Genomic DNA, 26,041 nt, shown 5'->3' on the forward strand with positions numbered 1-26,041 from the left:
CTCGTCCCTTTTCTGGGACGGGGCTTTTTACTGTTTAAAGGAGGAGAAAAGATGGAAGCACAATTGCAGGCATTGAAAACAGAAGCGCTCGAAAAGATTACAAACGCAGAGAACGTAAAGGTATTGAACGACGTCCGCGTCGCGTATTTAGGCAAGAAAGGGCCAATCACAGATCTTTTGAAAGGCATGGGGAAACTCCCGGCTGAAGAGCGGCCGAAAATGGGGGCGCTTGTCAACGTCGTCCGCGAGGAAGTGACCGTGTCGCTTGAAGAGCGCATGGCGATTTTGGAAGAGCAGGCGATCAATGAAAAATTGCAGAGCGAAACGATCGACATCACGCTTCCTGGCCGTCCAGTCAAAACGGGCAACGCGCATCCGTTGACGCGCGTGGTCGAGGAAATCGAGGACCTGTTCATCTCGATGGGCTATGAAATTGCAGAAGGCCCGGAAGTGGAAAAGGATTATTACAACTTCGAAGCGCTGAACTTGCCGAAAGGGCATCCGGCGCGCGATATGCAGGATTCCTTCTATATAACAGATGATATTTTGCTGCGCACACATACCTCTCCGGTCCAGGCGCGTACAATGGAAGCGAAAGGCGGAGAACCGATTAAGATCATCTGCCCGGGCAAAGTCTATCGCCGCGACAACGACGATGCGACACATTCCCATCAGTTCACCCAAATCGAAGGATTGGTCATCGGCGAAGACATCCGTATGAGCGACCTGAAAGGGACGCTTGAAGTATTTGCGAAGAAAATGTTCGGCGACGACCGCGAAATCCGTCTGCGCCCAAGCTTCTTCCCGTTCACAGAGCCGTCTGTTGAAATGGATATCTCCTGCTTCAAATGCGGCGGATCGGGCTGCAACGTCTGCAAAGGGACCGGCTGGCTTGAAATTCTAGGTGCCGGAATGGTGCACCCGAACGTACTCGAAATGGCAGGCTACGACTCGAAGCGCCTGACAGGATTCGCTTTCGGCATGGGGCCGGAGCGCATTGCCATGCTGAAATACGGCGTTGAAGACATCCGCCATTTCTATACGAACGACGTCCGCTTTTTATCCCAATTCAAACGCACTGAAGTTTAAGGAGGAAATAAAACATGTTAGTATCCATTAAATGGCTGAAAGAGTATGTAGATACACAAGGCTTGGCACCTGCAGATTTGGGCGAGAAAATCACGCGTTCCGGCATCGAAGTGGACGCGGTGATCGACCGTTCCCACGGCATGACGAATGTCGTTGTCGGCTACGTGGAATCATGCACCAAACATCCGGAAGCGGATAAACTGTCGATCTGCCAAGTGAATGTCGGTGAAGAAACGACACAGATCATCTGCGGCGCGCCGAATATCGCGGCAGGGCAGAATGTTATCGTGGCGCGTCCCGGGGCGAAACTGCCGGGCGGCATCAAAATCAAAAAAGCGAAGCTGCGCGGCGAAGAGTCGAACGGCATGATCTGCTCGCTGCAGGAACTGGGCATCGAAGGCAAACTCGTACCAAAAGCGTATGCAGAAGGCATCTACGTATTGCCGGAAGATGCGGAAGTCGGCAGCGACGTCCTGACCAACTTCGACCTCGATGATACGGTCCTTGAGCTCGGCCTGACGCCGAACCGTGCAGATGCAATGAGCATGCTTGGAGTCGCGTATGAAGTAGGGGCGATTTTGTCGGAAGAAGTGAAATTGCCGGAAGCAACTTATACGGAAGCTGCGGAGTCAGCGGAATCCATGCTGACGCTGAACATCGACGCACCGGAAGCGAACCCGCTGTACGTCGCGAAAGTGATCCGCAACATCGAAGTGAAAGAATCGCCGATGTGGCTGCAGCAGCGCTTGATGGCTGCCGGCGTCCGTCCACACAACAACGTTGTCGACGTGACGAATTATGTCTTGATGGAATACGGCCAACCGCTCCATGCGTTTGATTATGATTCACTGAAGACCGGCAATATCACGGTCCGCCATGCAAAAGAAGGCGAGAAAATCACAACGCTTGATGACACGGAACGTACCCTGTCTGCACATAACCTCGTCATCACCAACGGCGAAGAGCCGGTCGCGCTGGCCGGCGTAATGGGCGGCGCGAATTCGGAAGTCAGCGATTCAACCACGACAATCGTCATCGAATCCGCTTATTTCGCATCAGGCTCGATCCGCCAGACGTCGAAAGATCACGGATTGCGCAGCGACGCCAGTTCACGCTATGAAAAAGGGGTCGACCCAAACCGCGTCATCCCGGCTGCAGAACGGGCAGCGAGCCTGATTGCTGAACTTGCCGGCGGGGAAGTGCTGGCTGGCTCGGTCATGTTCGATCAATTGAATAAAGAAGAGAAGATTGTCAAAGTGTCGCCTGACTTCATCAATGCGCGCCTAGGCATGAAGATTTCGTTTGAAGACATGATGCGCATCCTGGAGCGCTTGAAGTTTAACACGGAAGCGGTCAACGGCCAATTGGTGATTTCCGTGCCGACACGCCGGCAGGACATCCAGATCGAAGAGGATGTCGTGGAAGAGATTGCCCGGCTTTACGGGTATGATGAAATTCCTTCAACGCTTCCTGAAACCGAGACAGCGCCTGGCGGATTGACTCCTTATCAGCAAAAGCGCCGCATCGTGCGCAATTACCTGGAAGGCGCCGGTCTCTTGCAAGCTGTGACGTATTCATTGACGTCCGAAGCTTCGGCCCATAAATTCGCATTGACGGAAACTGAAATGACCCGCTTGCTGATGCCGATGAGCGAAGAGCGCAGCACGCTGCGCCAAAGCCTGCTTCCGCATCTTTTGGAATCGGTATCTTACAATACGGCTCGCCGCAGCGATTCGGTCGCTTTGTATGAAATCGGCGCCGTGTTCCTGAAGAACGATGGCGAATTATTGGACGAAGAAGAGCATTTGGCAATCGCCATGACCGGCTTATGGCTCGACAACAGCTGGCAGGGCGAAAAGAAAGCGGTCGATTTCTTCGTGCTGAAAGGCATGGTGGAAGGCCTGGGCGATAAACTCGGAGTGGAATTGGAATTCGAGCGTGGCGAAATGGACGGGCTGCATCCGGGCCGTACAGCCTTCGTCATGTTGAATGGCAATCGTGTCGGCATCCTTGGCCAATTGCACCCGAACGAACAAAAAGCGCGCGATTTGAAAGAGACTTTGGTGCTCGAATTGAATTTGGCCGCATTGCTGAACGAAGAAGTCGCTCCATTGCTTTACACGCCAGTTCCGCGCTACCCGTCGATTTCCCGCGATATCGCATTGGTCTTGTCGAAAATCGTTGAGGCGGGATCGATTGAATCGGTCATCCGCAAGGCAGGCGGCAAATTGCTGAAAGATGTCCGCGTCTTCGACCTTTACGAAGGCGACAAGATGGAAGAAGGCAAGAAATCCGTCGCCTTCTCACTGACGTACTTTGATCCGGAGAAAACATTGACGGATGAAGAAGTAACGCAAGTCCATGAAAAAGTGCGCACTGCCTTGGCACAAGCCGGCGCAGAACTGCGCTCATAAAAATAAAAAAAAGCGAAATCCTCGGATTTCGCTTTTTTTATGGAAATTTTCTGATCCTTAACTCCTAAAACTACTAGTAATCTGAAATCAGTATGTTAATATAAGAATGTTCGGAAAAATTGTTTAATTGAAATCGGCTTCCAATGCGATTGTCAATCATGAGCGCCGTTTTGCTGCCAAGTCTTTCGCTTTTTTAGTATTGGCGAAATGGACCTTGGTCAAAGATTGCAGAAAAGCTTCGCCGTGTTTCAGCAGAATTTTTGCCGCGGCTTCATCGACGATTTTGCCGGCACCTTTCGGCAAAGCCACACCGGCTTTTGCGCTAAGTGCATCCATTTCCTCAAGGAAAGCGACACGGGCAATGATGGAAGCGCAGGCAACCGAAACATGCAGGCCTTCGGCTTTTGTGGAGAACAGCACATTTTCCCGGATGATTTCGGGTTCATTTTTAATATGGTTATAATAGATGCCGCGCTCAGCGAACTGATCGATCAGGATTGCATCAGGCTTTTGCGGCTGGATTTTCTGAAGCACATGCTTCAATGCCTGATTGTGCAGCAGAGCTTTGATCTTGCCTTGCGACCAGCCCTTGCTTTGGACGGCGTTGTATTTATCATTCTTGAGCGTCAAGACGCTGTGGATAAACGCTTCTTTCAAATCTGGAGCAATTTTTCGCATATAGTCATCTGTCAGCAATTTTGAATCCTTGACGCCAAGCTCATGCGCAAGTTCCACTTTGTTTGCCGGCACGAAGCAAGCAGCGACAGTGATGGGCCCGAAAAAGTCACCAGTGCCTGTCTCGTCGGATCCGAGGACAGATTTCTTCGCAAATCCTGGTGGCAGGGTGTCGCCTTTTGCATTCGACGTTTTTGGAGCGTCAGCGGATACGGCCCCCCATTTGGCAGCTTCGCGTTCGGCGCCTGCGCCTTGGAACATGACTTTGCCGGAGGTATAGACCGTCACGACTGCATCGGTGAGTTTAGCGGTAAAGCGGACATACGGCGCTTTGGCCGAGATCTTCTTGCTGCTGTAATATTCAATGACCTGAAGGAGGCTTTCTTCAGGCAGTTTTAGCACGGTGTTTGACATGGATGAGCCGCCTTTCTTATAATTCACATTCTAGTTCGGTTCATGTTATGATTATGTATAGGATTTCTAAGGAGGGGTGGAACATTGTCGGAGCAACATAAAATTCGTACATCAGTCGAAATCTACGGCTATACTTATAAAATCGTCGGCACAGAAACATCCGGCCATATGCGGTTGGTTGCATCGATGGTGGATGAGAAAATGCGTGAATTCCATGCGATGAATCCATCTCTCGACAGTTCTCGGCTTGCTGTCTTGACGGCGATCAATACCGTACATGACTATCTTAAACTGAAAGAGCAAGTAGAACAATTAGAAAATGAATTGAAAAAGTTGAAGGGCTGACGTACATGCTTGATATTATTTTATTGATTTTATTGCTTGGCGGCATCATAGTTGGCGCCAAACGGGGCTTTGTCCTCCAGCTGATCCACATGGTCGGCTTTGTCATCGCTTTTATCGTAGCGTATCTCTACTACAAGCCGCTCGCTGAATATTTCGTCCTGTGGATTCCATATCCGACAGTCGACAGCGATTCGCGCTTCACCATCGCCATCGACCAGCTTGATCTTGACCAGACGTTCTATCAGCTTTTCGCATTTGCACTCATATTCTTCGCGGTGAAGTTCGGACTGCAATTGATTGCGTCGATGTTCGATTTCCTGAAGTACCTGCCCGTGCTTGGTTTTCTCAGCAAAATCCTTGGTGCGGTGTTAGGCTTTATCGAAATCTATCTCTTATTGTTCATTTTCCTGTATGTCTTTGCGCTGTTCCCGATGGACGCGATCCAGACACATCTGGAAAACTCGGGAATCGCCCAGGGCATCCTCGAGAATACACCTTATTTCTCCGAGAAAGTGAAGGAATGGTGGTATATTTATATGTAAGTAAGGACTTCTCTCTTACCGAGGGAAGTTTTTTTAAGTCAAAATGCCGGAGGCCTCCCTATGAATAAAAAAATCATCATCAGAACGCTTGAAAAGATTGCGTTATATATGGAGCTGAAAGGGGAAAACCCGTTTAAAGTCAGCGCGTTCCGAAAAGCTGCACAGGCGCTTGAACTCGACCAGCGCAGCCTGGATGAAATCGAGGATGTCACAAAACTGAAAGGCATCGGAAAGGGCACGGGCGACGTCATCGTGGAATTGATTGAAAAGGGCAAATCCACTGTGCTAGAAGAATTGCAGGCGGAAGTGCCGAGCGGCCTGGTCCCTCTCTTGAAACTCCAGGGGATGGGCGGCAAAAAGCTGGCCAAGCTCTACAAGGAACTCGGCATCGATTCCGCTGAAGCATTGAAGCAGGCGTGCCTTGATCATCAGATCCAGAAACTGCCGGGCTTCGGTCCGAAATCGGAAGACAAGATCCTGAAAGAATTGACCGATTTCGAATCAAAGCCGGGCCGGCATCCGATCTGGAAGACGGAAGAAGCGGTCCGCTTCATCGAAGACGTCCTGGAAAAAATCGAAGGCGTCAGCGAATTTTCTGTCGCGGGCAGCTACCGCCGGACAAAAGAGACGAGCAAGGACCTCGACTTTATCGTGGCAACCGCCGAACCGGCGAAAGTGAAAGAAGAACTGCTTGCGGCCCTTCCCATTCAGGAAACAATCGCTTCAGGCGATACGAAAGTATCGGTGACCGTCGAATTCCAGGACCTGATCGACATCGATTTCCGCCTAGTGGCACCCGAAGAGTTTGTTACGGCGCTGCACCATTTCACCGGTTCAAAAGACCATAATGTGAAGCTGCGCCAGCTGGCAAAATCACAGAACAAGAAAATCAGTGAATACGGCGTTGAACAGGAAGACGGTTCGGTCGCCACCTTCACTTCGGAAACGGATTTTTATGCCCATTTCGGGCTGCCGTTCATTCCGCCGACTGTCCGCGAAGACGGGCGGGAATTTGACCGGTTGGACGATATTCCAAACTTGGTGGCGCTTGAAGATATCCGCGCCGATCTCCATATGCACACCACATGGTCGGACGGCGCACATTCCCTAAAAGAAATGATCGAGGCGAACCGCAGCCGCGGCTATGAATATATGGTCATTACCGACCATTCGCATTACTTAAAAGTGGCGAACGGCTTGACGCCGGAGCGCTTGCTGGCGCAAAACGCGGAAATCCGGGAGCTCAACAAACAATACAGCGACATCGAAGTGCTGTCCGGAACGGAAATGGACATCCTGCCGGACGGATCGCTCGATTTCAACGATGAAGTGCTGAGCCAACTCGACTTCGTCATTGCGAGTATCCATTCAAGCTTCCAGCAACCGCGGGAACAGATCATGGAGCGCATCTTGACAGCGATGAAAAATCCGCATGTCGACATGATCGCCCACCCGACCGGCCGCATCGTCGGCCAGCGCAGCGGCTATGATCCGGATGTGGAGCAGCTCCTCGATTGGGCCAAGGAATACGGCAAAATCGTGGAACTCAATGCAAGCCCGTACCGGCTCGATCTGGCCGTCGAATATTTGGAGATGGCCCAGGAGAAAGGCGTACCGGTTGCGATCAATACCGATGCCCATGCCGTCAATCAGCTCGAAGTTATGGCCATCGGCGTACGGCATGCACAAAAGTCATGGCTGAAAAAAGACCATGTCGTCAATACTTGGCCGCTTGAGCGGCTAAGGGAGTACCTGAAAAATTAGGAGGTGTCCCTCTTGATCGCAGAACGCGCATTAAGAACACTTGAATTTTATAAAATCCGGGATGAAGTGGCGCGCTATACCACTTCGTCGCTCGGAAAAGCACATATAGAAGGCCTTTTGCCTTCCACCGATATCAACGAAGTCAACCGGCTGCTCGAAGAGATGGACGAAGGCGCAAGCGTCCTCCGCGTCAAAGGCAATGTGCCGTTGGGCGGGATTTTCGACATCCGCATGCACGCACGCCGGGCGCAGATCGGCGGTTCTTTAAGCCCGATGGAATTGATGGAAGTTTCATCGACCATCCGGGCTAGCCGCATCCTGCGACAGTTTTTTGAAGGCATCCGGGAAGAAGGCACGATCCAGATCCCGCATTTCCTGGAGAAGAAAGAAGCCATGCCGATCCTGACCCAGCTCGAGCACGACATCAATATGTGCATCGATGACAACGGGGGAGTTTTGGACAGCGCAAGCGCAGCCCTGCGCTCTATCCGGCAACAGCTGCGCGCACAGGAAAGCCGCGTGCGCGAACGGCTCGAGAGCCTGGTGCGCGGGAAAAATGCAGCGAAAATGCTGTCGGACACGATTGTCACGATGCGCAACGACCGGTTCGTCATCCCGGTCAAACAAGAATACCGCAGCCATTACGGCGGCATTGTCCATGACCAGTCCTCATCAGGGCAGACCTTGTTTATTGAACCCGATGCTGTGGTCCAGGCGAACAACGAAGTTCGCCGCCTGAAAATGAAGGAAAAAGAAGAAATCGACCGCATCCTGCAAATGCTTTCGGCACAAGTCCAGGAAGTGGCGCATGAGCTGTTCTTATTGGTCGAAGTGCTTGGCGAACTGGATTTGATTTTTGCGAAAGCGAAATACGGCTCCGCCCATAAATGCACCAAGCCCGACATGAACACGGAGGGCTATATCAACCTGAAAAAAGCGCGTCATCCGCTCATCCCTGCAGATGAAGTGGTGGCGAACGACATCGAATTCGGCCGTGACATTACGGCGATCGTCATCACCGGCCCGAACACGGGCGGGAAGACCGTGACGCTCAAGACCGTGGGCTTGTTCACCCTGATGGCGCAATCGGGCCTTCCGGTCCCGGCGCTCGACGGATCAGAGCTCGCGGTGTTCGACCAGGTTTTCGCCGATATCGGCGATGAACAGTCGATCGAGCAGAGCCTGAGTACGTTTTCGTCCCACATGGTCAATATCGTCGATATCCTGACGAAGTTCGATGAGAACTCGCTCGTGATCTTTGACGAACTCGGCGCAGGAACAGATCCACAGGAAGGGGCCGCTCTTGCGATTTCCCTTCTTGACGAAGTGCATGGCCGGGGAGCGCGCGTCATCGCGACAACCCATTATCCAGAACTGAAGGCGTACGGCTATAACCGTCCAGGCGTCGCCAACGCCAGCGTGGAATTCGACGTGGAGACTTTGAGCCCGACATATCGTTTGCTGATCGGGGTTCCAGGGCGAAGCAATGCATTTGAAATCTCGAAACGCCTCGGCTTGCCGGAGCACATCATAAGCCACGCAAAGAGCTTTACCGGCACCGACCGGCGCGAAGTCGATTCGATGATTGCATCGCTCGAAAAGAGCCGCCGCGAATCCGAGCAGGACGCGGAACGTTCGGCAGAGCTGCTCCAGGAAGCGGAGAACTTGAAGCGCGATCTCGAACAGCAATTGAAGGAATATGAAAACCAGAAAGAACGGTTGGAAGAAAAAGCGAAAGAGAAAGCCCGCAAAATCGTTGACCAAGCAACGCGCGAAGCGGAATCCGTCATGTCCGAACTGCGCAAGATGCAGATGGAAGGGGCATCCGGCATCAAGGAGCACCAGCTGATCGATGCCAGGAAGCGCCTGGAATCCGCCATGCCGGAAAACCGCGTCCTGAAAAGGGCCGCGAAGGCGAATGAGGCGCGCGAGCTGAAAGTGAACGACGAAGTGAAGGTCATTTCATTCGGCCAAAAAGGCACGCTGGTCGAAAAGGTTTCGGACAAGGAATGGATCGTGCAGATCGGCATCTTGAAGATGAAGCTTCCGGAATCCGACCTGTCGTACACGAAACCGGAGAAACAGAAAGAGACGCGGACGATGGCCACGCTCAAAAACCGCGACAGCCATGTCAAACTCGAACTGGACCTCCGCGGCGAGCGGTATGAAGATGCACTGGCGCGTGTTGAAAAATACATCGACGATGCGTTATTATCGAACTATCATCAAGTATCGATCATCCACGGCAAAGGGACAGGTGCGCTGCGCCAAGGTGTCCAGCAGTACTTGAAAAAGCATCCAAGGGTGAAGAGCTACCGTTTCGGCGAAGCAGGCGAAGGCGGCTCTGGCGTCACTGTCGCAGAACTCAAGTAATTCAGGGGTAAGGGAGAATGGACATGTCAGAAACTGGCTTTTGGACCCATCCGCTCGTGGAAACGGCCGGATATTTCAGTGTAGTGGTGTTATGCTTGATCGTCGCCATGGTGATATTCGAAATCGTGACGAAGTACAAAAACTGGGAAGAAATCAAGAAAGGCAATCTGGCAGTGGCTATGGCGACCGGCGGGAAAATCTTCGGCATCACGAACATCTTCCGCTTCTCGATCGACCAGCACAATTCCCTGCCGCAAATGATCGGCTGGGGCCTATACGGGTTCGCCTTATTGATCTTCGCATACCTGTTGTTCGAATTTCTGACTCCGAGATTCAAGGTGGACGAGGAAATCGAAAACGACAACCGGTCGGTCGGCTTTATTTCATTGACCATATCCGTCGGCTTGTCGTTTGTCATCGGCGCGAGTATTTCTTAGGAGTTGTAGAAAATGGAAAACCTCATCAAAATACTTTTTGTCTGCTGCATTCTGTTTGTGCTTGTAGGCGTCATCTTTCTCTTTGTCATCTGATAGGGAGGGAGCGGCTGGTCTTTGGACCGGCCGTTTTTTGTTTGTCGAGAAACCTTCTAGAGATAAGTTGATGAGTGAATCACACTTTCATCTCGCTTCGGCCGCTTGGGGCATGGCTTTCGCCATGAGCCGGGAAGAACACCCGTCTCATAGCTTCGCCAAGCCCGCGGACGCGCCGGCGCTGGATAGGATTTTTAATAGAGTAAATGGTCATGTAATGATTTTAATTAATTAACGTCCTCTTAGATATGCAGCAAAATATTAGAGACGCCAGCGAGGCAGCGTAGTGCACATGAGCATGCAGTATTGCGTAATGCCGGTTTTCAAATAAAAGACAGGCAATAAATATTCTTCTCAACAAGCTGGAAGGATCAGTCTTTGAACCTGTCATTTTATGTGTGTATGTTTTGCGTAGGTTTGAACCCTTAACAAGTGACTAACATTTGTTGTTGAAAGCCCTTTCATTGTGCATTATAATAAAAGTAGGAATATTTTCACTATTCTTTTATTTAAAAGGAGGAAGAAAGAATGACAGAGAAACCGTGGCTTGCACATTACCCGCCTGAAATTCCGCACACGCTGCAGTATCCGCATATGCCGGTCCAAGAATACCTGACTCAGGCTTTTGACCAGTTTCCTGATAAAGTGGCTATCCATTTTCTCGGAAAAGATGTCAGCTACAAAGAGCTTTATGAGTCATCGATGAAGTTTGCGCATTATCTTCAGAAGCTGGGAATCGAAAAAGGCGACCGGGTGGCGATCATGCTGCCGAACAGCCCGCAAGCCGTCATTTCTTTCTATGGGACTCTTTATGCCGGCGGCGTTGTGGTCATGACGAATCCGCTGTACACGGAGCGGGAAATCGCTTATCAGATGAACGATTCCGGCGCGAAAGCGATTGTCGCGCTCGACCTTTTGTATCCACGGGTATCCAAAGTGATGCCGGAAACCAAGCTTGAGAACGTGATTGTCACAGGCATCAAAGACTACCTGCCGTTTCCGAAAAATGTGGTTTACCCGTTCATCCAGAAGCGCCAGTCCGGTGTCAGCGTTAAAGTCGAGCACCGCGGTGTGAATCACCTGTTCACGGAAATCATGAAGACGGCTTCCACGGAAGTCCGCAAACCGCAATTCGATTTTGAAGAAGATCTGGCGCTGCTCCAGTATACGGGCGGTACGACCGGTTCTCCGAAAGGCGTCATGCTGACACACAAGAATCTGATTTCGAATGCGACGATGTGCGGCGCATGGCTGTACAAATCGAAAAAAGGCGAAGATTCGATCATGGGCATCATTCCGCTGTTCCACGTATACGGGTTGACGACCGTGTTGATCCTTTCGGTCATGCAGGGCAATAGAATGATCCTCTTGCCGAAATTCGATGCAGAGACGGCATTAAAGACGATCAACAAGCAAAAACCGACACTCTTCCCGGGTGCGCCGACTTTATATATCGGCTTGATGAACCATCCCGATATCGGCAAATACGATTTGTCATCGATCGAAGCCTGCTTGAGCGGCTCGGCGCCGCTGCCTGCTGAAGTCCAGGAGAAATTCGAGAAAATTACAGGCGGCAAGCTGGTGGAAGGCTACGGACTGACAGAAACTGCACCGGTCACGCATTCGAATCTGGTATGGGGCGAACGCACAAAAGGATCGATCGGATTGCCGTATCCGGATACCGACTCGAAAATCTTCCTGCCGGGCACAACAGACGAAGTGCCGCACGGAGAAATCGGGGAAATTGCGATCAAAGGCCCGCAAGTGATGAAAGGCTACTGGAACCGTCCGGAAGATACAGCAGCGACAATCGTCGACGGTTGGCTCCTGACAGGGGACCTTGGCTATATGGACGATGACGGGCATTTCTTCATTGTCGACCGCAAGAAGGACATGATCATCGCCGGCGGCTTCAATATCTATCCGCGTGAAATCGAGGAAGTTCTATACGAGCACGAAGCCATACAGGAATGTGTCGTGGCCGGCATTCCGGATCCTTACCGCGGTGAAACGGTAAAAGCGTACATTGTCCTGAAAGAAGGGTATACTGTAACAGAAGAAGAACTGGATAAGCATTGCCGGGAGCATCTGGCAGCGTTCAAAGTGCCGCGCATCTATGAGTTCCGCACAGAATTGCCGAAGACGGCTGTCGGAAAGATCTTGCGCCGGTCATTGGTGGATGAAGAGCGGGCGAAACAGAATGAAGCGATTCCTTCCTGAACCCCGTCGCTTAACAGGGAAATGCTTGACACTCTTATAAATAAACTATAATATGAAAATATGAATGAACCGCCATTCATATTTTCATATTTTTTTGGGTGGTGACGAATTGGTAAAAAAGGAAAAACCGAAATACAAGCAAATTGTTGATGCGGCAGTAATCGTGATTGCTGAAAACGGCTATCACCAGGCGCAGGTCTCTAAAATTGCAAAGCAGGCCGGCGTTGCGGATGGCACGATTTATCTGTACTTCAAAAACAAAGAAGACATCCTGATATCCGTGTTCCAGGACAAGATGGGGCTGTTTGTCAGCAAGCTCGAAGAGATTGTCGACAAGGAAGCGTCCGCTTCCGACAAGCTGCAATTGATGATCCAGAGCCATTTTGACCTGCTGGCGAACGATTTGCATTTGTCGATCGTCACCCAGCTCGAGCTCCGGCAGTCCAACCACGAGCTCCGTATGAAAATCAATGGCGTGTTAAGGGAGTATTTATTGCTGATGGACAAAATCCTCGTCAAAGGCATGGAGACAGGCGAATTTGACAAGGACATGGATATCCGTTTAGCAAGGCAGATGGTTTTTGGTACAATGGATGAGACGATCACCACTTGGGTGATGAATGATCATAAATATGATTTGGTCGAATTGGCGCCGAAAGTCCATCGTCTTTTGATGAAAGGGATCCGCGCGTAAGAAAGGGGCTTATCGAATGGAATTCATCAGTTGGAAGAAAGAAGACGGCGTAGCGGTCGCAACGATCAACCGTCCGCCGGCGAATGCATTGTCCCGCTCGCTGATCATGGAAGTGAACAGCTTGCTGGATGAAGTGGAGAACGACGACGAAGTCCGGGTGGTTGTCCTTCACGGAGAAGGCAGGTTCTTCTCTGCAGGGGCAGACATCAAGGAATTCACGCAAGTCACATCTGGCGAGGAATTTTCAAAGCTGTCAGCGAGCGGCCAGGAAGTTTTCGAACGGGTCGAGACGTTCCACAAACCGGTCATCGCGGCGATCCACGGAGCAGCGCTTGGCGGAGGGCTGGAACTGGCGATGAGTTGCCATATGCGATTTGTCACTGAAAATGCTAAACTGGGATTACCGGAATTACAGTTAGGTTTGATTCCCGGTTTTGCAGGCACTCAGCGCCTGCCAAGATATGTCGGTGTAGCCAAAGCGGCCGAAATGCTGCTGACGAGCGATCCGATTTCCGGTACGGAAGCAGCCCAATTGGGGTTGGCGAACCGTGCTTACGCCGAAGAAGACCTGCTTTCGGAAACGCTTACAATTGCGAAGAAGATTGCGAAAAAGAGCCCGGTGTCCGTGAAAGCGGCAATCGAAATGCTCCAATTCGCAAAACCCACTTCGTATCATGAAGGCGTGGAAGCGGAAGCGAAATCCTTTGGTACGGTATTCGTATCGGAAGATGCAAAAGAAGGCATCCAGGCTTTCCTGGAAAAACGCGAAGCACAATTCAAAGGGAAATAATACTTGGGAGGTTTACGTTCATGAACATTTATGTATTGGTTAAACGCACATTCGACACAGAAGAAAAGCTGGTTATCTCCAACGGCCAAATCCAGGAGGACGGAGCGGAATTCATCATCAACCCATACGATGAGTACGCGATCGAAGAAGCAATCACTGTCCGCGATGAGCACGGCGGTGAAGTCACTGTCATCACAATGGGCGGGGAAGATGCTGAGAAGCAGCTTCGCACAGCACTTGCGATGGGCGCTGACAAAGCGGTCTTGATCAACACTGAAGACGATGTGGAAGAAATGGATCAGTTCACTTCAGCATACATATTGGCTGAGTATTTGAAAGACAAAAACCCGGACTTGATCCTTGCAGGAAACGTAGCAATCGATGGCGGTTCCGGCCAAGTCGGGCCGCGCGTTGCTGATCTTCTTGGCATCAACTACGTAACGACGATCACAGAATTGAAAATCGATGGCACAACTGTCACGATCACTCGCGACATCGAAGGGGATGCAGAAGAGCTTGAAACATCATTGCCGCTATTGGTTACAGCGCAGCAAGGATTGAACGAGCCGCGCTACCCGTCGCTTCCAGGCATCATGAAAGCGAAGAAAAAACCGCTTGAAGAACTGGAATTGGACGATCTGGACATCGAAGAAGACGATGTTGAAGCGAAGACGGAAACAATCGAAATCTACTTGCCGCCGAAAAAAGCTGCAGGGCGCATCCTTGAAGGCGACTTGAACAACCAGGTCACGGAATTGGTCGGCTTGCTCCGCAACGAAGCGAAAGTGATCTGATCCTGCCTCGGGCAGAACCGGGTTCTTCCTTTTCGGAAAGGCCGCTGAATCTTACCAATAAAACCGAACGTTCCATAAATTTCTTCACATCTACTTAGGGGGTAAACGGACTATGTCGAAAAAAGTATTAGTGTTGGCTGAGACGCGTGAAGGCGCGCTCCGCAACGTATCATTTGAAGCAATTGCCGCTGCGAAGCAAGTATCAGGCGGTGGGGAAGTTGTTGCCGTGTTGCTTGGCGACGCAGTAAGCGATTTCGGCCAGGAATTGGTCAACTACGGCGCAGACCGCGTGGTTACAGTGGAACACCCGCATTTGAAGCATTACACTTCTGACGGCTACGGCCAGGCGTTCATGGCCGTTGTCGAGCAGGAAAGCCCGGAAGCATTGGTATTCGGACATACGGCAGTCGGCAAAGACTTGTCGCCGAAAATCGCTTCGAAGCTGCAAACCGGCTTGATCTCGGACGTTACGGCAATCGAAGGCGAAGGCGATGATGCAGTATTCGTTCGCCCGATCTATTCCGGAAAAGCGTTTGAAAAAGTGAAAAACAAAGAAGGCATCGTGTTCATCACGGTCCGTCCGAACAACATCGCACCGCTTGCAAAAGAAGAGCGTTCAGGCGAAGTCAGCTCGTTGTCAGTCGATATCACGAACTTGCGCACAATCATCAAGAACGTTGTCCGCAAATCAGCTGAAGGCGTCGATTTGTCAGAAGCGAAAGTAATCGTTGCCGGCGGCCGCGGCGTGAAGAGCGCTGACGGATTCGCTCCGCTTCAGGAACTTGCAAACTTGCTTGGCGGCGCAGTAGGCGCATCCCGCGGAGCTTGCGACGCTGACTATGTCGACTATTCGCTTCAAATCGGACAAACAGGCAAGGTTGTTACGCCTGACCTTTACATCGCTGCAGGCATTTCGGGCGCCATCCAGCATTTGGCGGGCATGTCCAACTCGAAAGTCATCGTAGCGATCAACAAAGATCCGGAAGCGAACATCTTCAAAGTCGCTGACTACGGAATCGTAGGGGACTTGTTCGAAGTCATCCCGATGCTTACAGAAGAATTCAAGAAAGTAATGTAATAAAACCTCGAAGGCCTGCCCAGTGCAGGCCTTTTTTGATGGGTAGAAAAAGGTTATTGATAAGAGAACCCTTCTAAAATTATGCGGATAATAATTATTTTTAATCCAATACCGCTTCGGCGCTTAGGGCATAGCTCCCGCTAAAAGCCAGGCAAAGAACGCCTGTCTTTTAGCTCCGCTTAGCCCATCGGCGCGCCTGCGCTGGAAATTTTTATTATCAAAGACTGCTCTTTTCGACGATTTGATTGATTAATTTTCTCATAGAGATGGAACAAAACAGCGGAGACACTCGCGGCAAGCGAAGCTGTTTTGCGGAATATCTGAAGATCTGTTTGAACGTTTTATCGGACCCTCTCAAGGGTAAACAGGCATTAGGCATATAAATAGCTACGCCAAATGGCACATGGTATAATCAGTTTAGATTTTGTTAAAACATAAGGAGGAATTATTCATGGCAATCGTTAAAGGGACAGATCAAAACTTTTCACAAGAAATTTCTGAAGGCCTAGTACTAGTAGACTTTTGGGCTGCATGGTGCGGACCTTGTAAAATGATCGCTCCAGTTTTAGAAGAATTGGACGCTGACATGAACGGCAAAGTGAAAATTGTAAAAGTGGACGTGGATGAAAACCAAGGAACGGCTAGCCAGTACGGCATCATGTCGATCCCGACTCTTCTTTTGATGAAAGACGGAGAAACTGTAGACAAAGTTGTCGGCTTCCGTCCGAAAGAAGCTTTGGCAGAATTGGTTAACCAACACGCATAATTCTTAACCGGGTCCAGAAATGGTGCCCGGTTTTTTAATAGGGTGAGGATATGGCAAACGAACTGATACAACACAAACTGGCGATCTTGCCGGATCAGCCGGGGTGTTACTTGATGAAAGACCGGCAAGGGACCGTCATCTATGTCGGGAAGGCCAAAGTGCTGAAAAACCGGGTGCGCTCGTATTTCACGGGAAGCCATGATGCGAAGACGCAGCGGCTTGTCGGCGAAATTGAGGATTTCGAGTATATCGTCACGTCTTCGGACGTAGAAGCGCTCATCCTGGAGCTTAACCTGATCAAAAAACACGACCCGAAATACAACATCATGCTGAAGGACGACAAATCGTACCCTTACCTGAAAATTACCGGGGAGCGGCATCCGAAGCTGATCACGACGCGCCAGGTCAAGCGGGACAAAGGCAAGTATTTCGGCCCTTACCCGAACGCCTATGCCGCCAGTGAAACGAAGAAATTGCTCGACCGGCTCTATCCGCTCCGGAAATGCCATACGATGCCGGACCGCGCCTGCCTTTATTACCATATGGGGCAATGTCTCGCGCCGTGCATCAAGCCCGTGGAAAAGGAAACCTATCAGGAAATGATCGACAGCATCACGAAGTTTCTGAATGGCGGTTTCCGCGAGGTGAAGCAGGACCTGATCGAGAAGATGTCGGAAGCGGCCGAAAACCTGGAGTTTGAACGGGCGAAAGAATACCGCGACCAGATTTCCCATATCGAGACCGTCATGGAGAAGCAGAAGATGGCGATGAACGATTTCACCGACCGGGATGTCTTCGGCTACGCGGTCGACAAAGGCTGGATGTGCGTCCAGGTCTTTTTTGTGCGACAAGGCAAATTGATCGAACGCGACGTCTCGCTGTTCCCGCTCTACCGGGATCCGCAAGACGAGTTCCTGACGTTTCTTGGCCAGTTCTATGAACAGCCGCACCACGTGAAACCGAACGAAGTGCTGCTGCCGGAAGGGACGGATGCGGAACTGGTCCGCGACTGGCTCGGCATCCGCGTCCTGGTTCCGCAGCGGGGCAAGAAAAAAGACCTCTTGTCGCTCGCCCGGAAAAACGCCGAAATTGCGATCAAGGAGAAATTCCAGCTGCTTGAGCGACAGGAAGAACGGACAGTCGGCGCTTGCCTCGAACTCGGCGAAGCGATGAACATCCAGACGCCATTGCGCATCGAAGCATTTGACAACTCCCATATCCAGGGAGCAGACGCTGTTTCTGCGATGATCACCTTCATCGACGGCAAACCATCGAAAAAAGACTACCGGAAATACAAGACGCGCAGCGCCGGCCGGCCGGATGATTACGCCGCTATGCGCGAAGTGGTCCGCCGCCGGTATACGCGTGTCTTGAAAGACGGCTTGCCGTTGCCGGACTTGATCGTCATTGACGGAGGCAAAGGGCAGATTTCTTCTGCGCGCGAGGTGCTCGAAGATGAGCTGGGCTTGTCGATCCCGGTCGCCGGGCTTGCGAAAGACGCCAAGCACCAGACTTCGCAGCTGCTTTACGGCGATCCGGTTGAAGTGGTGCCGCTGAAGCGGACGAGCGAAGCGTTTTATATGCTGCAGCGCATCCAGGACGAAGTCCACCGGTTCGTTATTACGTTCCACCGCCAGCAGCGCGGCAAAAATTCGATCCAGTCGGCGCTTGATGAACTTGAAGGCGTAGGGCCGAAGCGCAAGCAGCAGCTGCTGCGGCATTTCGGTTCGGTCAAGCGCATCAAGGAAGCAGGCGTGGAAGAGCTGCGCGAAGCGGGCATGCCGGTAAAGCTGGCAGAACAGATCCGCCAGCATTTTTCACAACAATCGTTGCCAAGCGAACAATAACGTGCTATCGTAAAAACAGAAATGAATCACTTGGAAAAGTGATGATAGAGGTGCGAACGTCAAAAGTAGCCATCCGGAGATTTGCTGAATCTGTGAAGGATGGGGAAAGGGGCGGTCGCCGAAGTGCCCGGGTTCCTGCAACCCCGGGTGCTGGTCCTGCATTTAATAGATGCCGGGCTGTCAGAGTCAATCTCTGGAGGGCTATCTCACATGGACGTTTTTTCGTATTCGTACATGCTAAAGAGGTAGTTTGCCGCAGTCGCGGCGGGCTGCCTTTTTTTATTGTCTGGCCGGGGTGCTTGCACCTTGGCATTCATGTTGAGGGCCACTTACATTATGGGAGTGGATGAGATGAAAACAGTAGTCATGAAATTCGGAGGCACATCAGTTGCAACGCCGGAGAAAATCATCGGTGTTGCGAAGCGGGCAATCCGCGAAAAGGAAAAAGGGCACCGTGTCGTCATCGTCGTCTCTGCCATGGGCAAAACGACGGACACTTTGCTCGGGCTGGCGAATGAAATCTCCGTCGATCCGCCGAAACGTGAAATGGACATGCTGCTTGCGACCGGCGAGCAAGTGACAATTTCGCTCCTGGCCATGGCTTTCAAGGCACTCGGCCACGAAGCGCTTTCTTTCACCGGCTGGCAGGCAGGCATCGAAACTGAATCGGTGCCACGGAATGCGCGCATCGAACAGATTCATACCGAACGCCTCGAGCGCGTGCTTGAAAATGGTTATTTCTGTGTGGTGGCCGGGTTCCAGGGAGTCGATAAAATCGGCAATATCACGACGCTCGGCCGCGGCGGTTCGGATACGACGGCGGTCGCCCTTGCTGCTGCCCTCAACGCAGATGCCTGCGAAATCTATACCGACGTCGACGGCGTCTACACGTCCGATCCGCGGTATGTGACCGGCGCCCGCAAGCTTGATCAGATTTCCTACGATGAAATGCTGGAACTGGCGAATCTGGGAGCAGGCGTCCTGCACCCGCGGGCTGTTGAATTCGCTAAAAACAACCAGGTCCCGTTGTCCGTTCGCGCGAGCTACTCGGATGAACCGGGCACAACTATACAAGAGGTGGTCACTGTGGAAAAAAATCTAATCGTCAGAGGCGTCGCGTTCGAACCGGGAATCGCCCGCGTTACGGTCATTTACAAAGAAGCATTCAACGGATCATTAGCCAATATCTTCACGAAGCTGGCAGAAAACCATATCGATGTCGACATTATTGTCCAAAGCATCACCGACGAATTCCCGCCTTCGGTTTCATTCTCCATCAAAGAGGACAGTTTGGAAGAAACGCGCCGTGTGCTGAACGACAACCAGGAAAGCATCGGTTTCGTGTCAGCGAACTATGAAGTCGGCCTTTCGAAAGTGTCCATCGTCGGTTCGGGCATGGTGTCGAATCCGGGGGTCGCAGCGCAGATGTTTGATATCTTGCGAAAAGAAGGGATTCCGGTGAAAATGGTCTCCACATCCGAAATCAAAGTGTCGGTCGTCGTGCCGGAAACAGAAATGAACAAATCAGCCAATGCGCTCCACAACGCATATGGGTTATCAGAATAAAAAGGCAAGCTCCGCAATAAAGCGGGGCTTGCCTTTTGTTTGCCTATTACCCGGCATCGGGGATGTCGCTTGAGAAAAATGCCAGCACTTGCTGGAGATCATCAGTTTTGGCGCAACTCACATACTGCTGCATGGGAACCGGGAGGAGGCTGATAATTTTATTATTGGACCAGTTGGCCAAGAAGCGGTTCAACTCTCGGAGCCAAGCAGTCTTTTCACGCTGGCCAAGGGCAGATGTGGCGAGTGACACGCTGCGGCCGGTCGTGAATTCTTTCTTCAGGTATTTGGCGATCAGCACGTCCTGATGGACCTGGTTTTTGATATGGCGTTTGATGATGCGGACAGATTGGGCTAGGGTGCCGTAGTAATCGGCAGGGGAGGCTGGCATCACTGAAGCATGTTCTTTGTCGGTATGGTTGACGACGTAATAACAAGGATAGTCGGCAACGATGGAGATGGCGTCGGCGAGTATATAGGCATGGACCATGAAAGGCTGGTCCTCGGCAGTGCAGATGCCGACCGGGAAGCGGATTCCTTTTTCGAGGAGGAATTTGGTGCGGAACATTTTAGTTGGGCCGATTGCATCGAACACATCGGATTGGAGCGCTGTCGTTCTGGGCTGGTTGCGGTGGAACATGGAATGGGCGACGCCGCGGCCGTTGACGCCGACGAATTTGCCGAGCACGATATCGGAACGGTTGTCCGCCGCCATCCGGTGCATGCGCTCCAGTGCTTCTTCCCCCAGGAAGTCATCTGCATCGACGAAGAAGATATACTCGCCGCGAGCTTCAGAAATCACGGTGTTGCGGGGGGCACCGGGACCGCCGGTGTTGGCTTGGTGGATCGCACGGAAATTCGGGTATTCCTTGGCATAGGCATCAAGCACCGCTGCCGTCCGGTCTGTCGAGCCGTCATTGACGGCGATGATTTCAATATGGTGCTGCGGCATCGTTTGATTCAAAATCGAATCGATGCATATTTGGACATGGCGTTCGCCATTGTAGACGGGAATGCCGATAGTGACAAGAACTTTTTCCATTAAATATCTCCCTTCAAAAAATTCATAGTGAATAGTCAATAATGTTTCAATTAGATAAAATATTCTGATTCCATCGTACAATAGAAACGGATTTTCTGAAAGAGTCTAAGTTCGTAGGCAGATAGAAGCACGAGGTGAAAATGAAAAACCTGTGCTCACAAGCACAGGCAGAAGTGTCAGGCTTTGTCGCGAAGATCCCATTTTAAGGTAATGAGGACGCGGTTCTTTTTCGGAAACACTTCCTCGTGGGCTTCTGTCACAAAACCGTCAATTTTTTGTTTTTGCTGAGCCAGGAACCCGGCTTCGAGCTTAAAGCATCGTTGATCCGCTTTCGGCGGAGTGAGTTGAAAGACAATTTCGTCTTTACTGGTGCGGTCTAGAGACAGCTCGCCGAAGTTCGCCTGCCTGAAAAAGTCGGGTGCTTCGTCCAAGGAGAACAGCGGAAACTTGCGGGCTAGCGATTTCCCGGCCCAATAAAGGATGTCCGCTTCGTGCTTGCCAAGGATGTCAGGCATCACGTGGTCCCGTATGATTTCATATCCGAATTGCCCATTGAATTCTGTGTCTGTGACAGTCATGTTGAACCTACTTTCAATATAATAAATACGAACGGTGAAACTCTTAGAAAAAGGCAAGTTGCCTTGACGCTCCCAAAGGGGGGGAGTACAATAAATATGTCATATTATTGTATCATGATGATATATGCAGTCAATGGATGCTCTCGCGATAATTCGACGGCTCTTTTTTCTGCCTATTAACGTCTGAGGGAGGTAAAATTTTGGAAAATCGAGAATTTTTAATGCGCAGGCTGCACTCATTGTTAGGGATCATCCCGATCGGGCTATTCTTGACGCAGCACTTAATCGTCAACCACTTTGCGACTCAAGGTGTTGAAGCGTTCAACACGGCATCTCACTTCATGGCGAACCTTCCATTCGTAATCTTCTTGGAAATCTTCGTTATTTATCTGCCATTGTTGTACCATGCATTCTACGGATTATACATAGCGTTCACTTCGAAGAATAACGTTGGCAAATACAGCTATTTGCGCAACACATTGTTCGTAGCCCAGCGCTATACAGGTGTCTTCCTGGTCATCTTCATCGCGTGGCACGTGTTTGAAACGCGCTTCCAGGTTGCGATCGGCAATGCGGCAGAAGCAGATTTCAACATGATGGAAAACATCTTGAGCAACCCTGCAATGCTGGCTTTCTACATCGTCGGTGTTCTGGCTGCGACGTTCCACTTGGCTAACGGCCTTTGGTCTTTCCTTGTAACATGGGGAATCACACAGTCCGAAAAAGCTCAAAGAGGCGCTACTTATTTCACGCTTCTAGTATTCGTAGTGCTTTCTATTATCGGTATCCGGGCGCTATTCGCGTTCGTTTAAGAACATTTCGATCATTGGTGAACTAAAAGAGGAGTGAATACCGAAATGGCGAAAGGCAAACTTACTATTGTCGGGGGCGGCCTTGCCGGTTTGATGGCAGCTGTCAAAGCAGCTGAAGCAGGCTCTCCCGTTGATTTATTTTCAATCGTCCCAGTAAAAAGATCCCACTCCGTTTGTGCGCAAGGCGGGATTAACGGGGCAGTAAATACAAAAGGTGAAGGAGATTCACCGGATATCCACTTTGATGACACGGTTTACGGCGGGGACTTCCTCGCGAACCAGCGTCCAGTCAAAGCGATGGCGGATGCAGCACCAGCCATCATCCGGCTGTTCGACCGTATGGGCGTTATGTTCAACCGTACGCCGGAAGGCTTGCTCGATTTCCGCCGCTTCGGCGGAACGATGCACCACAGAACAGCTTTCGCAGGCGCTACAACGGGCCAGCAATTGCTTTACGCTCTTGACGAGCAAGTGCGCCGCCACGAAGTGAGCGGGCTTGTTACGAAATACGAAGGCTGGGAATTCCTCGGCCTGGTTCTGGATGACCAAGGCGTCAGCCGCGGGATCACTGCCCAGAACATGTCGACCATGGAAATCAAAGCATTCCCTGCCGATGCTGTCATTATGGCAACCGGCGGACCGGGAATCATCTTCGGGAAATCGACGAACTCTGTCATCAACACAGGTTCTGCGGCTTCCATCGTTTATCAGCAAGGCGCATATTACGCGAACGGCGAATTCATCCAAATCCACCCGACTGCGATTCCAGGAGACGACAAGCTTCGTCTGATGTCTGAATCGGCACGCGGTGAAGGCGGACGGATCTGGACTTATAAAGACGGCAAGCCTTGGTACTTCCTTGAAGAAAAATACCCGGCTTACGGAAACTTGGTTCCGCGCGATATCGCAACGCGCGAAATTTTTGATGTCTGCGTCAACCAGAAGCTCGGCATCAACGGCGAAAACATGGTTTACCTGGATCTTTCACACAAAGACCCGAAAGAATTGGACATCAAGCTTGGCGGAATCATCGAGATCTACGAGAAATTCACAGGCGAAGATCCGCGCAAAGTGCCGATGAAAATCTTCCCGGCTGTCCATTATTCAATGGGCGGATTATGGGTTGATGACCACCAATTCACAAGCATTCCGGGCGTTCTTGCTGCCGGTGAATGCGATTATTCACAGCACGGAGCTAACCGCTTAGGCGCCAACTCGCTTCTTTCCGCTGTTTACGGCGGTATGGTGGCTGGGCCGAATGCGATCGAATACATCAAAGGTTTGGACGTATTGGCTGAAGATCTTCCAACTGACATTTTTGACAGAGCGGTTGCTGAAGAGCAGCGCAAATGGGATGAGATCCTTTCGTTGAACGGCACTGAAAACGCCTACGTTCTCCACAAAGAACTAGGCGAGTGGATGACGGATAACGTAACAGTTGTGCGCTATAACGACCGCCTGCAGAAAACGGATGAGAAGATCCAGGAATTGCTGGAGCGTTTCAACCACATCAACATTACAGATACACAGCTTTGGAGCAACCAAGGCGCCATGTTCACGCGCCAATTGAAAAATATGCTACATTTAGCACGAGTGATCACGATCGGCGCACTTAAACGCAACGAGAGCCGCGGTGCCCATTACAAGCCGGACTTCCCGGAACGTAATGACGAAGAATTCCTGAAGACGACAATGGCGAAATTCAATGGCTATGATGAGCCGATTTTCCATTACGAAGAAGTCGATACTTCATTGATTCCACCACGGAAGCGCGATTACTCAGCGAAAGCATAGTATTAAGGAAGGAGCTAATTTACCATGGGTGAAGCAGCAAAAACGGTAATATTTGAAGTCGAACGCAGAAACTCTACGAATGAAGATTCGTATTGGGAAAAGTTCGAATTAGCATATCGTCCCAACATGAACGTCATTTCCGCCTTGATGGAAATCCGCCGGAACCCGATCAACATGGACGGGAAAAAGACGACTCCTGTCACTTGGGACATGAACTGCCTTGAAGAGGTTTGCGGCGCTTGTTCAATGGTCATCAACGGCAAAGCGCGCCAGTCGTGTACAGCTTTGGTCGACCAATTGGAGCAGCCGATCCGCCTTCAGCCGATGAAGACATTCCCTGTTGTCCGCGATTTGATCGTAGACCGCAGCCGGATGTTCGACTCCCTGAAGAAAGTCAAAGCTTGGGTTCCGATTGACGGAACGCATGACCTTGGCGAAGGGCCGCGCATGCCTGAACGCAAACGCCAGTGGGCTTACGAATTGTCAAAATGTATGACTTGCGGCGTATGCTTGGAAGCTTGCCCGAACGTCAACGATAAATCCGATTTCATCGGACCTGCTCCACTTTCACAAGTACGCTTGATGAATGCCCACCCGACCGGCGCTATGAACCGTGATGAGCGTTTGAACGCTATCATGGGCGAAGGCGGCCTGGGAAGCTGCGGAAACTCGCAGAACTGTGTTGAATCTTGTCCAAAAGGAATTCCTTTGACAGCTTCAATCGCTGCGTTGAACCGCGACACAACCGTCCAAATGTTCCGCAACTTCTTCGGAAGCGACAGAATGGTGGACTAGTATTCATTTAAACCCCGCAGCTGCGGGGTTTTTTTGATGCCTGTACCTGTTGGCAATGCCCATTGCGCACTGAATTTTGTTATACTGAGAAAATAAAGGATACAGGAGGATTTTATAAATGAAAGCGAATTATATCGAGGATTTCGACCAATGGGCAGAAGGGTTCCGTTTTTCCGTGCCCGTCCAAGTCCGCTTTTCTGAGACCGACATGTTCGGCCACGTCAACAACACCGTGCCGATCACGTATTTCGAGTTTGCGCGCATCGAGTTTATGAAAGCAATCGGCCTGATGCAGAGCTGGCTCGAACGCGTCAGCGCATTTTTTCCGGTCGTCGCGGATATCCAAGTAGATTATGCCAAGCAGGTGTATTTCGACGAGATGCTGCAGGTTTTCGTCAAAGTGGCTTCTGTCGGCAATTCGTCGATTGATGTACATTACTGGATCGTCAATGCCGACGGGGAAACGTGCTATACCGGCAGGGGCGCCATGGTGCAGATTTCACGGGAAACCGGAAAAGGGCATCCGTGGACAGAGGCGGAAAGACAACTTTTTGGCGCCAAAAACTTAATTTCCGCAAAAAGTTGAGAGGATTCTTGCCATATCATTAAAAAACCTTCACTATAGAAGGAAGGATTCTGAGCCAAGGAGAGTTGATTTCAATGAGTGAAAATGTTAAAAACCATCCGCACGACCCTGAAAAGGTAGCGTTCATGGAAAAGGAACTGCGCTATATTTCCGGCATCATCAAGCAAAAAGGCCGGGAGATCCTCAATTCCTATACGATTACGCCGCCGCAGTTCGTTGCGCTGCAATGGCTTTTTGAACATGGGGATATGACGATCGGCGATCTTTCGAACAAAATGTATTTGGCATTCAGCACGACGACAGATCTTGTCGACCGCATGGAAAAGAACGAATTGGTCGTCCGCATCCGCGAGGAACAGGACCGCCGTGTGGTACGCATCAAATTATTGCAAGAAGGCGAACGCATCATAGAAGAAGTGATCAAAAAGCGCCAGGATTACCTGGAAAATGTCCTGTCGGATTTCAGCGAAGAAGAAGTCGGACAGCTGTCATTCCTGCTTGAGAAGCTTCATACCAACATGAAATAGAATGGGGCG

At 50.9% G+C, this 26,041-nt stretch carries 23 protein-coding genes, 1 riboswitch and 1 other annotated feature (1 of these 25 running past the window's edge); of the genes, 20 read left to right on the forward strand and 3 right to left on the reverse strand.

Going from position 1 to position 26,041, the window contains the following annotated elements:
* Positions 1–12 (forward strand) — a binding site (T-box leader); it begins 217 nt to the left of the window's first position.
* A 39-nt stretch (positions 13–51) separates the two neighbouring features.
* Together pheS and pheT are read left to right on the forward strand one after the other, a co-directional pair.
* Positions 52–1,089 carry a phenylalanine--tRNA ligase subunit alpha gene (gene pheS / locus ACFSDB_RS13395; protein ID WP_204890301.1) on the forward strand — a complete coding sequence of 346 codons (1,038 nt, stop codon included), beginning with the start codon at positions 52–54 and terminating at the stop codon, positions 1,087–1,089.
* 14 nt (positions 1,090–1,103) lie between these two features.
* A complete protein-coding gene (pheT, locus tag ACFSDB_RS13400; RefSeq protein ID WP_204890302.1) occupies positions 1,104–3,503 on the forward strand; it encodes a phenylalanine--tRNA ligase subunit beta in 2,400 nt (799 codons plus the stop codon).
* Positions 3,504–3,659: 156 nt separating this feature from the next.
* On the opposite strand, the gene rnhC is transcribed toward pheT, so the two are convergent.
* Positions 3,660–4,592 carry a ribonuclease HIII gene (gene rnhC / locus ACFSDB_RS13405; protein ID WP_204890303.1) on the reverse strand — a complete coding sequence of 311 codons (933 nt, stop codon included), beginning with the start codon at positions 4,590–4,592 and terminating at the stop codon, positions 3,660–3,662.
* 84 nt (positions 4,593–4,676) lie between these two features.
* On the opposite strand from rnhC, the gene zapA reads away from it, so the two are divergent.
* The 13 genes from zapA to ACFSDB_RS13470 all read left to right on the forward strand — a co-directional run bounded on the left by zapA (position 4,677) and on the right by ACFSDB_RS13470 (position 19,901).
* The gene (gene zapA / locus ACFSDB_RS13410) at positions 4,677–4,937 is read left to right on the forward strand and encodes a cell division protein ZapA (protein ID WP_204890304.1); all 261 of its coding nucleotides are present in this window, start codon (positions 4,677–4,679) and stop codon (positions 4,935–4,937) included.
* 5 nt (positions 4,938–4,942) lie between these two features.
* Positions 4,943–5,479: a CvpA family protein gene (locus ACFSDB_RS13415; RefSeq protein ID WP_204890305.1), complete on the forward strand. Its 537-nt coding sequence runs from the start codon at positions 4,943–4,945 to the stop codon at positions 5,477–5,479.
* A 60-nt stretch (positions 5,480–5,539) separates the two neighbouring features.
* On the forward strand, positions 5,540–7,243 hold the full coding sequence (polX, locus tag ACFSDB_RS13420) for a DNA polymerase/3'-5' exonuclease PolX (protein WP_204890306.1): 1,704 nt from the start codon (positions 5,540–5,542) through the stop codon (positions 7,241–7,243).
* Between the two features lie 12 nt (positions 7,244–7,255).
* Positions 7,256–9,616, forward strand: coding sequence for an endonuclease MutS2 (locus ACFSDB_RS13425; RefSeq protein ID WP_204890307.1), 2,361 nt, complete (start codon positions 7,256–7,258; stop codon positions 9,614–9,616).
* A 23-nt stretch (positions 9,617–9,639) separates the two neighbouring features.
* On the forward strand, positions 9,640–10,053 hold the full coding sequence (locus tag ACFSDB_RS13430) for a DUF350 domain-containing protein (RefSeq protein ID WP_204890678.1): 414 nt from the start codon (positions 9,640–9,642) through the stop codon (positions 10,051–10,053).
* Between the two features lie 621 nt (positions 10,054–10,674).
* Complete coding sequence (locus ACFSDB_RS13435) at positions 10,675–12,366, forward strand: long-chain-fatty-acid--CoA ligase (RefSeq protein WP_204890308.1); 1,692 nt, start codon at positions 10,675–10,677, stop codon at positions 12,364–12,366.
* Between the two features lie 64 nt (positions 12,367–12,430).
* Positions 12,431–13,060 carry a TetR/AcrR family transcriptional regulator gene (locus tag ACFSDB_RS13440; protein WP_204890309.1) on the forward strand — a complete coding sequence of 210 codons (630 nt, stop codon included), beginning with the start codon at positions 12,431–12,433 and terminating at the stop codon, positions 13,058–13,060.
* 16 nt (positions 13,061–13,076) lie between these two features.
* The gene (locus ACFSDB_RS13445) at positions 13,077–13,850 is read left to right on the forward strand and encodes an enoyl-CoA hydratase (protein WP_204890310.1); all 774 of its coding nucleotides are present in this window, start codon (positions 13,077–13,079) and stop codon (positions 13,848–13,850) included.
* Between the two features lie 20 nt (positions 13,851–13,870).
* A complete protein-coding gene (locus ACFSDB_RS13450) occupies positions 13,871–14,644 on the forward strand; it encodes an electron transfer flavoprotein subunit beta/FixA family protein (RefSeq protein ID WP_204890311.1) in 774 nt (257 codons plus the stop codon).
* 112 nt (positions 14,645–14,756) lie between these two features.
* A complete protein-coding gene (locus ACFSDB_RS13455; protein WP_204890312.1) occupies positions 14,757–15,722 on the forward strand; it encodes an electron transfer flavoprotein subunit alpha/FixB family protein in 966 nt (321 codons plus the stop codon).
* A 451-nt stretch (positions 15,723–16,173) separates the two neighbouring features.
* The gene (gene trxA, locus ACFSDB_RS13460) at positions 16,174–16,488 is read left to right on the forward strand and encodes a thioredoxin (protein WP_204890313.1); all 315 of its coding nucleotides are present in this window, start codon (positions 16,174–16,176) and stop codon (positions 16,486–16,488) included.
* A gap of 50 nt (positions 16,489–16,538) precedes the next feature.
* Positions 16,539–18,335 carry an excinuclease ABC subunit UvrC gene (uvrC, locus tag ACFSDB_RS13465; RefSeq protein ID WP_204890314.1) on the forward strand — a complete coding sequence of 599 codons (1,797 nt, stop codon included), beginning with the start codon at positions 16,539–16,541 and terminating at the stop codon, positions 18,333–18,335.
* Between the two features lie 37 nt (positions 18,336–18,372).
* Positions 18,373–18,547, forward strand: a riboswitch (Lysine riboswitch).
* 139 nt (positions 18,548–18,686) lie between these two features.
* A complete protein-coding gene (locus ACFSDB_RS13470) occupies positions 18,687–19,901 on the forward strand; it encodes an aspartate kinase (RefSeq protein ID WP_204890315.1) in 1,215 nt (404 codons plus the stop codon).
* A 46-nt stretch (positions 19,902–19,947) separates the two neighbouring features.
* Here ACFSDB_RS13470 and ACFSDB_RS13475 read toward each other — a convergent pair whose 3' ends face one another.
* The gene (locus tag ACFSDB_RS13475) at positions 19,948–20,940 is read right to left on the reverse strand and encodes a glycosyltransferase family 2 protein (RefSeq protein ID WP_204890316.1); all 993 of its coding nucleotides are present in this window, start codon (positions 20,938–20,940) and stop codon (positions 19,948–19,950) included.
* A 176-nt stretch (positions 20,941–21,116) separates the two neighbouring features.
* On the reverse strand, positions 21,117–21,518 hold the full coding sequence (locus tag ACFSDB_RS13480; protein WP_204890317.1) for a YslB family protein: 402 nt from the start codon (positions 21,516–21,518) through the stop codon (positions 21,117–21,119).
* A gap of 197 nt (positions 21,519–21,715) precedes the next feature.
* On the opposite strand from ACFSDB_RS13480, the gene ACFSDB_RS13485 reads away from it, so the two are divergent.
* The 5 genes from ACFSDB_RS13485 (at position 21,716) to ACFSDB_RS13505 (ending at position 26,032) form a co-directional block, all read left to right on the forward strand.
* Positions 21,716–22,330, forward strand: coding sequence for a succinate dehydrogenase cytochrome b558 subunit (locus tag ACFSDB_RS13485; RefSeq protein WP_377340527.1), 615 nt, complete (start codon positions 21,716–21,718; stop codon positions 22,328–22,330).
* A 45-nt stretch (positions 22,331–22,375) separates the two neighbouring features.
* On the forward strand, positions 22,376–24,124 hold the full coding sequence (gene sdhA, locus ACFSDB_RS13490) for a succinate dehydrogenase flavoprotein subunit (protein WP_204890319.1): 1,749 nt from the start codon (positions 22,376–22,378) through the stop codon (positions 24,122–24,124).
* Positions 24,125–24,148: 24 nt separating this feature from the next.
* Positions 24,149–24,919: a succinate dehydrogenase iron-sulfur subunit gene (gene sdhB, locus ACFSDB_RS13495; RefSeq protein ID WP_204890320.1), complete on the forward strand. Its 771-nt coding sequence runs from the start codon at positions 24,149–24,151 to the stop codon at positions 24,917–24,919.
* A 118-nt stretch (positions 24,920–25,037) separates the two neighbouring features.
* A complete protein-coding gene (locus ACFSDB_RS13500; protein ID WP_204890321.1) occupies positions 25,038–25,505 on the forward strand; it encodes an acyl-CoA thioesterase in 468 nt (155 codons plus the stop codon).
* 74 nt (positions 25,506–25,579) lie between these two features.
* On the forward strand, positions 25,580–26,032 hold the full coding sequence (locus tag ACFSDB_RS13505; RefSeq protein WP_204890322.1) for a MarR family winged helix-turn-helix transcriptional regulator: 453 nt from the start codon (positions 25,580–25,582) through the stop codon (positions 26,030–26,032).
* The last annotated feature ends 9 nt before the right edge of the window (positions 26,033–26,041 follow it).

This window comes from Planococcus chinensis (genome assembly GCF_042681545.1).
GTDB lineage: Bacteria > Bacillota > Bacilli > Bacillales_A > Planococcaceae > Planococcus > Planococcus chinensis.

Excerpts from the sequence above, each read along its gene's own strand:
- ACFSDB_RS13445 (WP_204890310.1), top strand. The coding sequence starts at position 13,077 with ATGGAATTCATCAGTTGGAAGAAAGAAGACGGCGTAGCGGTCGCAACG.
- pheT (WP_204890302.1), top strand. The coding sequence starts at position 1,104 with ATGTTAGTATCCATTAAATGGCTGAAAGAGTATGTAGATACACAAGGC.
- sdhA (WP_204890319.1), top strand. The coding sequence starts at position 22,376 with ATGGCGAAAGGCAAACTTACTATTGTCGGGGGCGGCCTTGCCGGTTTG.
- pheS (WP_204890301.1), top strand. The coding sequence starts at position 52 with ATGGAAGCACAATTGCAGGCATTGAAAACAGAAGCGCTCGAAAAGATT.
- ACFSDB_RS13455 (WP_204890312.1), top strand. The coding sequence starts at position 14,757 with ATGTCGAAAAAAGTATTAGTGTTGGCTGAGACGCGTGAAGGCGCGCTC.
- polX (WP_204890306.1), top strand. The coding sequence starts at position 5,540 with ATGAATAAAAAAATCATCATCAGAACGCTTGAAAAGATTGCGTTATAT.
- ACFSDB_RS13505 (WP_204890322.1), top strand. The coding sequence starts at position 25,580 with ATGAGTGAAAATGTTAAAAACCATCCGCACGACCCTGAAAAGGTAGCG.
- trxA (WP_204890313.1), top strand. The coding sequence starts at position 16,174 with ATGGCAATCGTTAAAGGGACAGATCAAAACTTTTCACAAGAAATTTCT.
- ACFSDB_RS13430 (WP_204890678.1), top strand. The coding sequence starts at position 9,640 with ATGTCAGAAACTGGCTTTTGGACCCATCCGCTCGTGGAAACGGCCGGA.
- ACFSDB_RS13450 (WP_204890311.1), top strand. The coding sequence starts at position 13,871 with ATGAACATTTATGTATTGGTTAAACGCACATTCGACACAGAAGAAAAG.
- ACFSDB_RS13415 (WP_204890305.1), top strand. The coding sequence starts at position 4,943 with ATGCTTGATATTATTTTATTGATTTTATTGCTTGGCGGCATCATAGTT.
- ACFSDB_RS13480 (WP_204890317.1), bottom strand. The coding sequence starts at position 21,518 with ATGACTGTCACAGACACAGAATTCAATGGGCAATTCGGATATGAAATC.
- ACFSDB_RS13500 (WP_204890321.1), top strand. The coding sequence starts at position 25,038 with ATGAAAGCGAATTATATCGAGGATTTCGACCAATGGGCAGAAGGGTTC.
- sdhB (WP_204890320.1), top strand. The coding sequence starts at position 24,149 with ATGGGTGAAGCAGCAAAAACGGTAATATTTGAAGTCGAACGCAGAAAC.
- rnhC (WP_204890303.1), bottom strand. The coding sequence starts at position 4,592 with ATGTCAAACACCGTGCTAAAACTGCCTGAAGAAAGCCTCCTTCAGGTC.
- ACFSDB_RS13435 (WP_204890308.1), top strand. The coding sequence starts at position 10,675 with ATGACAGAGAAACCGTGGCTTGCACATTACCCGCCTGAAATTCCGCAC.
- ACFSDB_RS13475 (WP_204890316.1), bottom strand. The coding sequence starts at position 20,940 with ATGGAAAAAGTTCTTGTCACTATCGGCATTCCCGTCTACAATGGCGAA.
- ACFSDB_RS13470 (WP_204890315.1), top strand. The coding sequence starts at position 18,687 with ATGAAAACAGTAGTCATGAAATTCGGAGGCACATCAGTTGCAACGCCG.
- uvrC (WP_204890314.1), top strand. The coding sequence starts at position 16,539 with ATGGCAAACGAACTGATACAACACAAACTGGCGATCTTGCCGGATCAG.
- ACFSDB_RS13440 (WP_204890309.1), top strand. The coding sequence starts at position 12,431 with ATGAACCGCCATTCATATTTTCATATTTTTTTGGGTGGTGACGAATTG.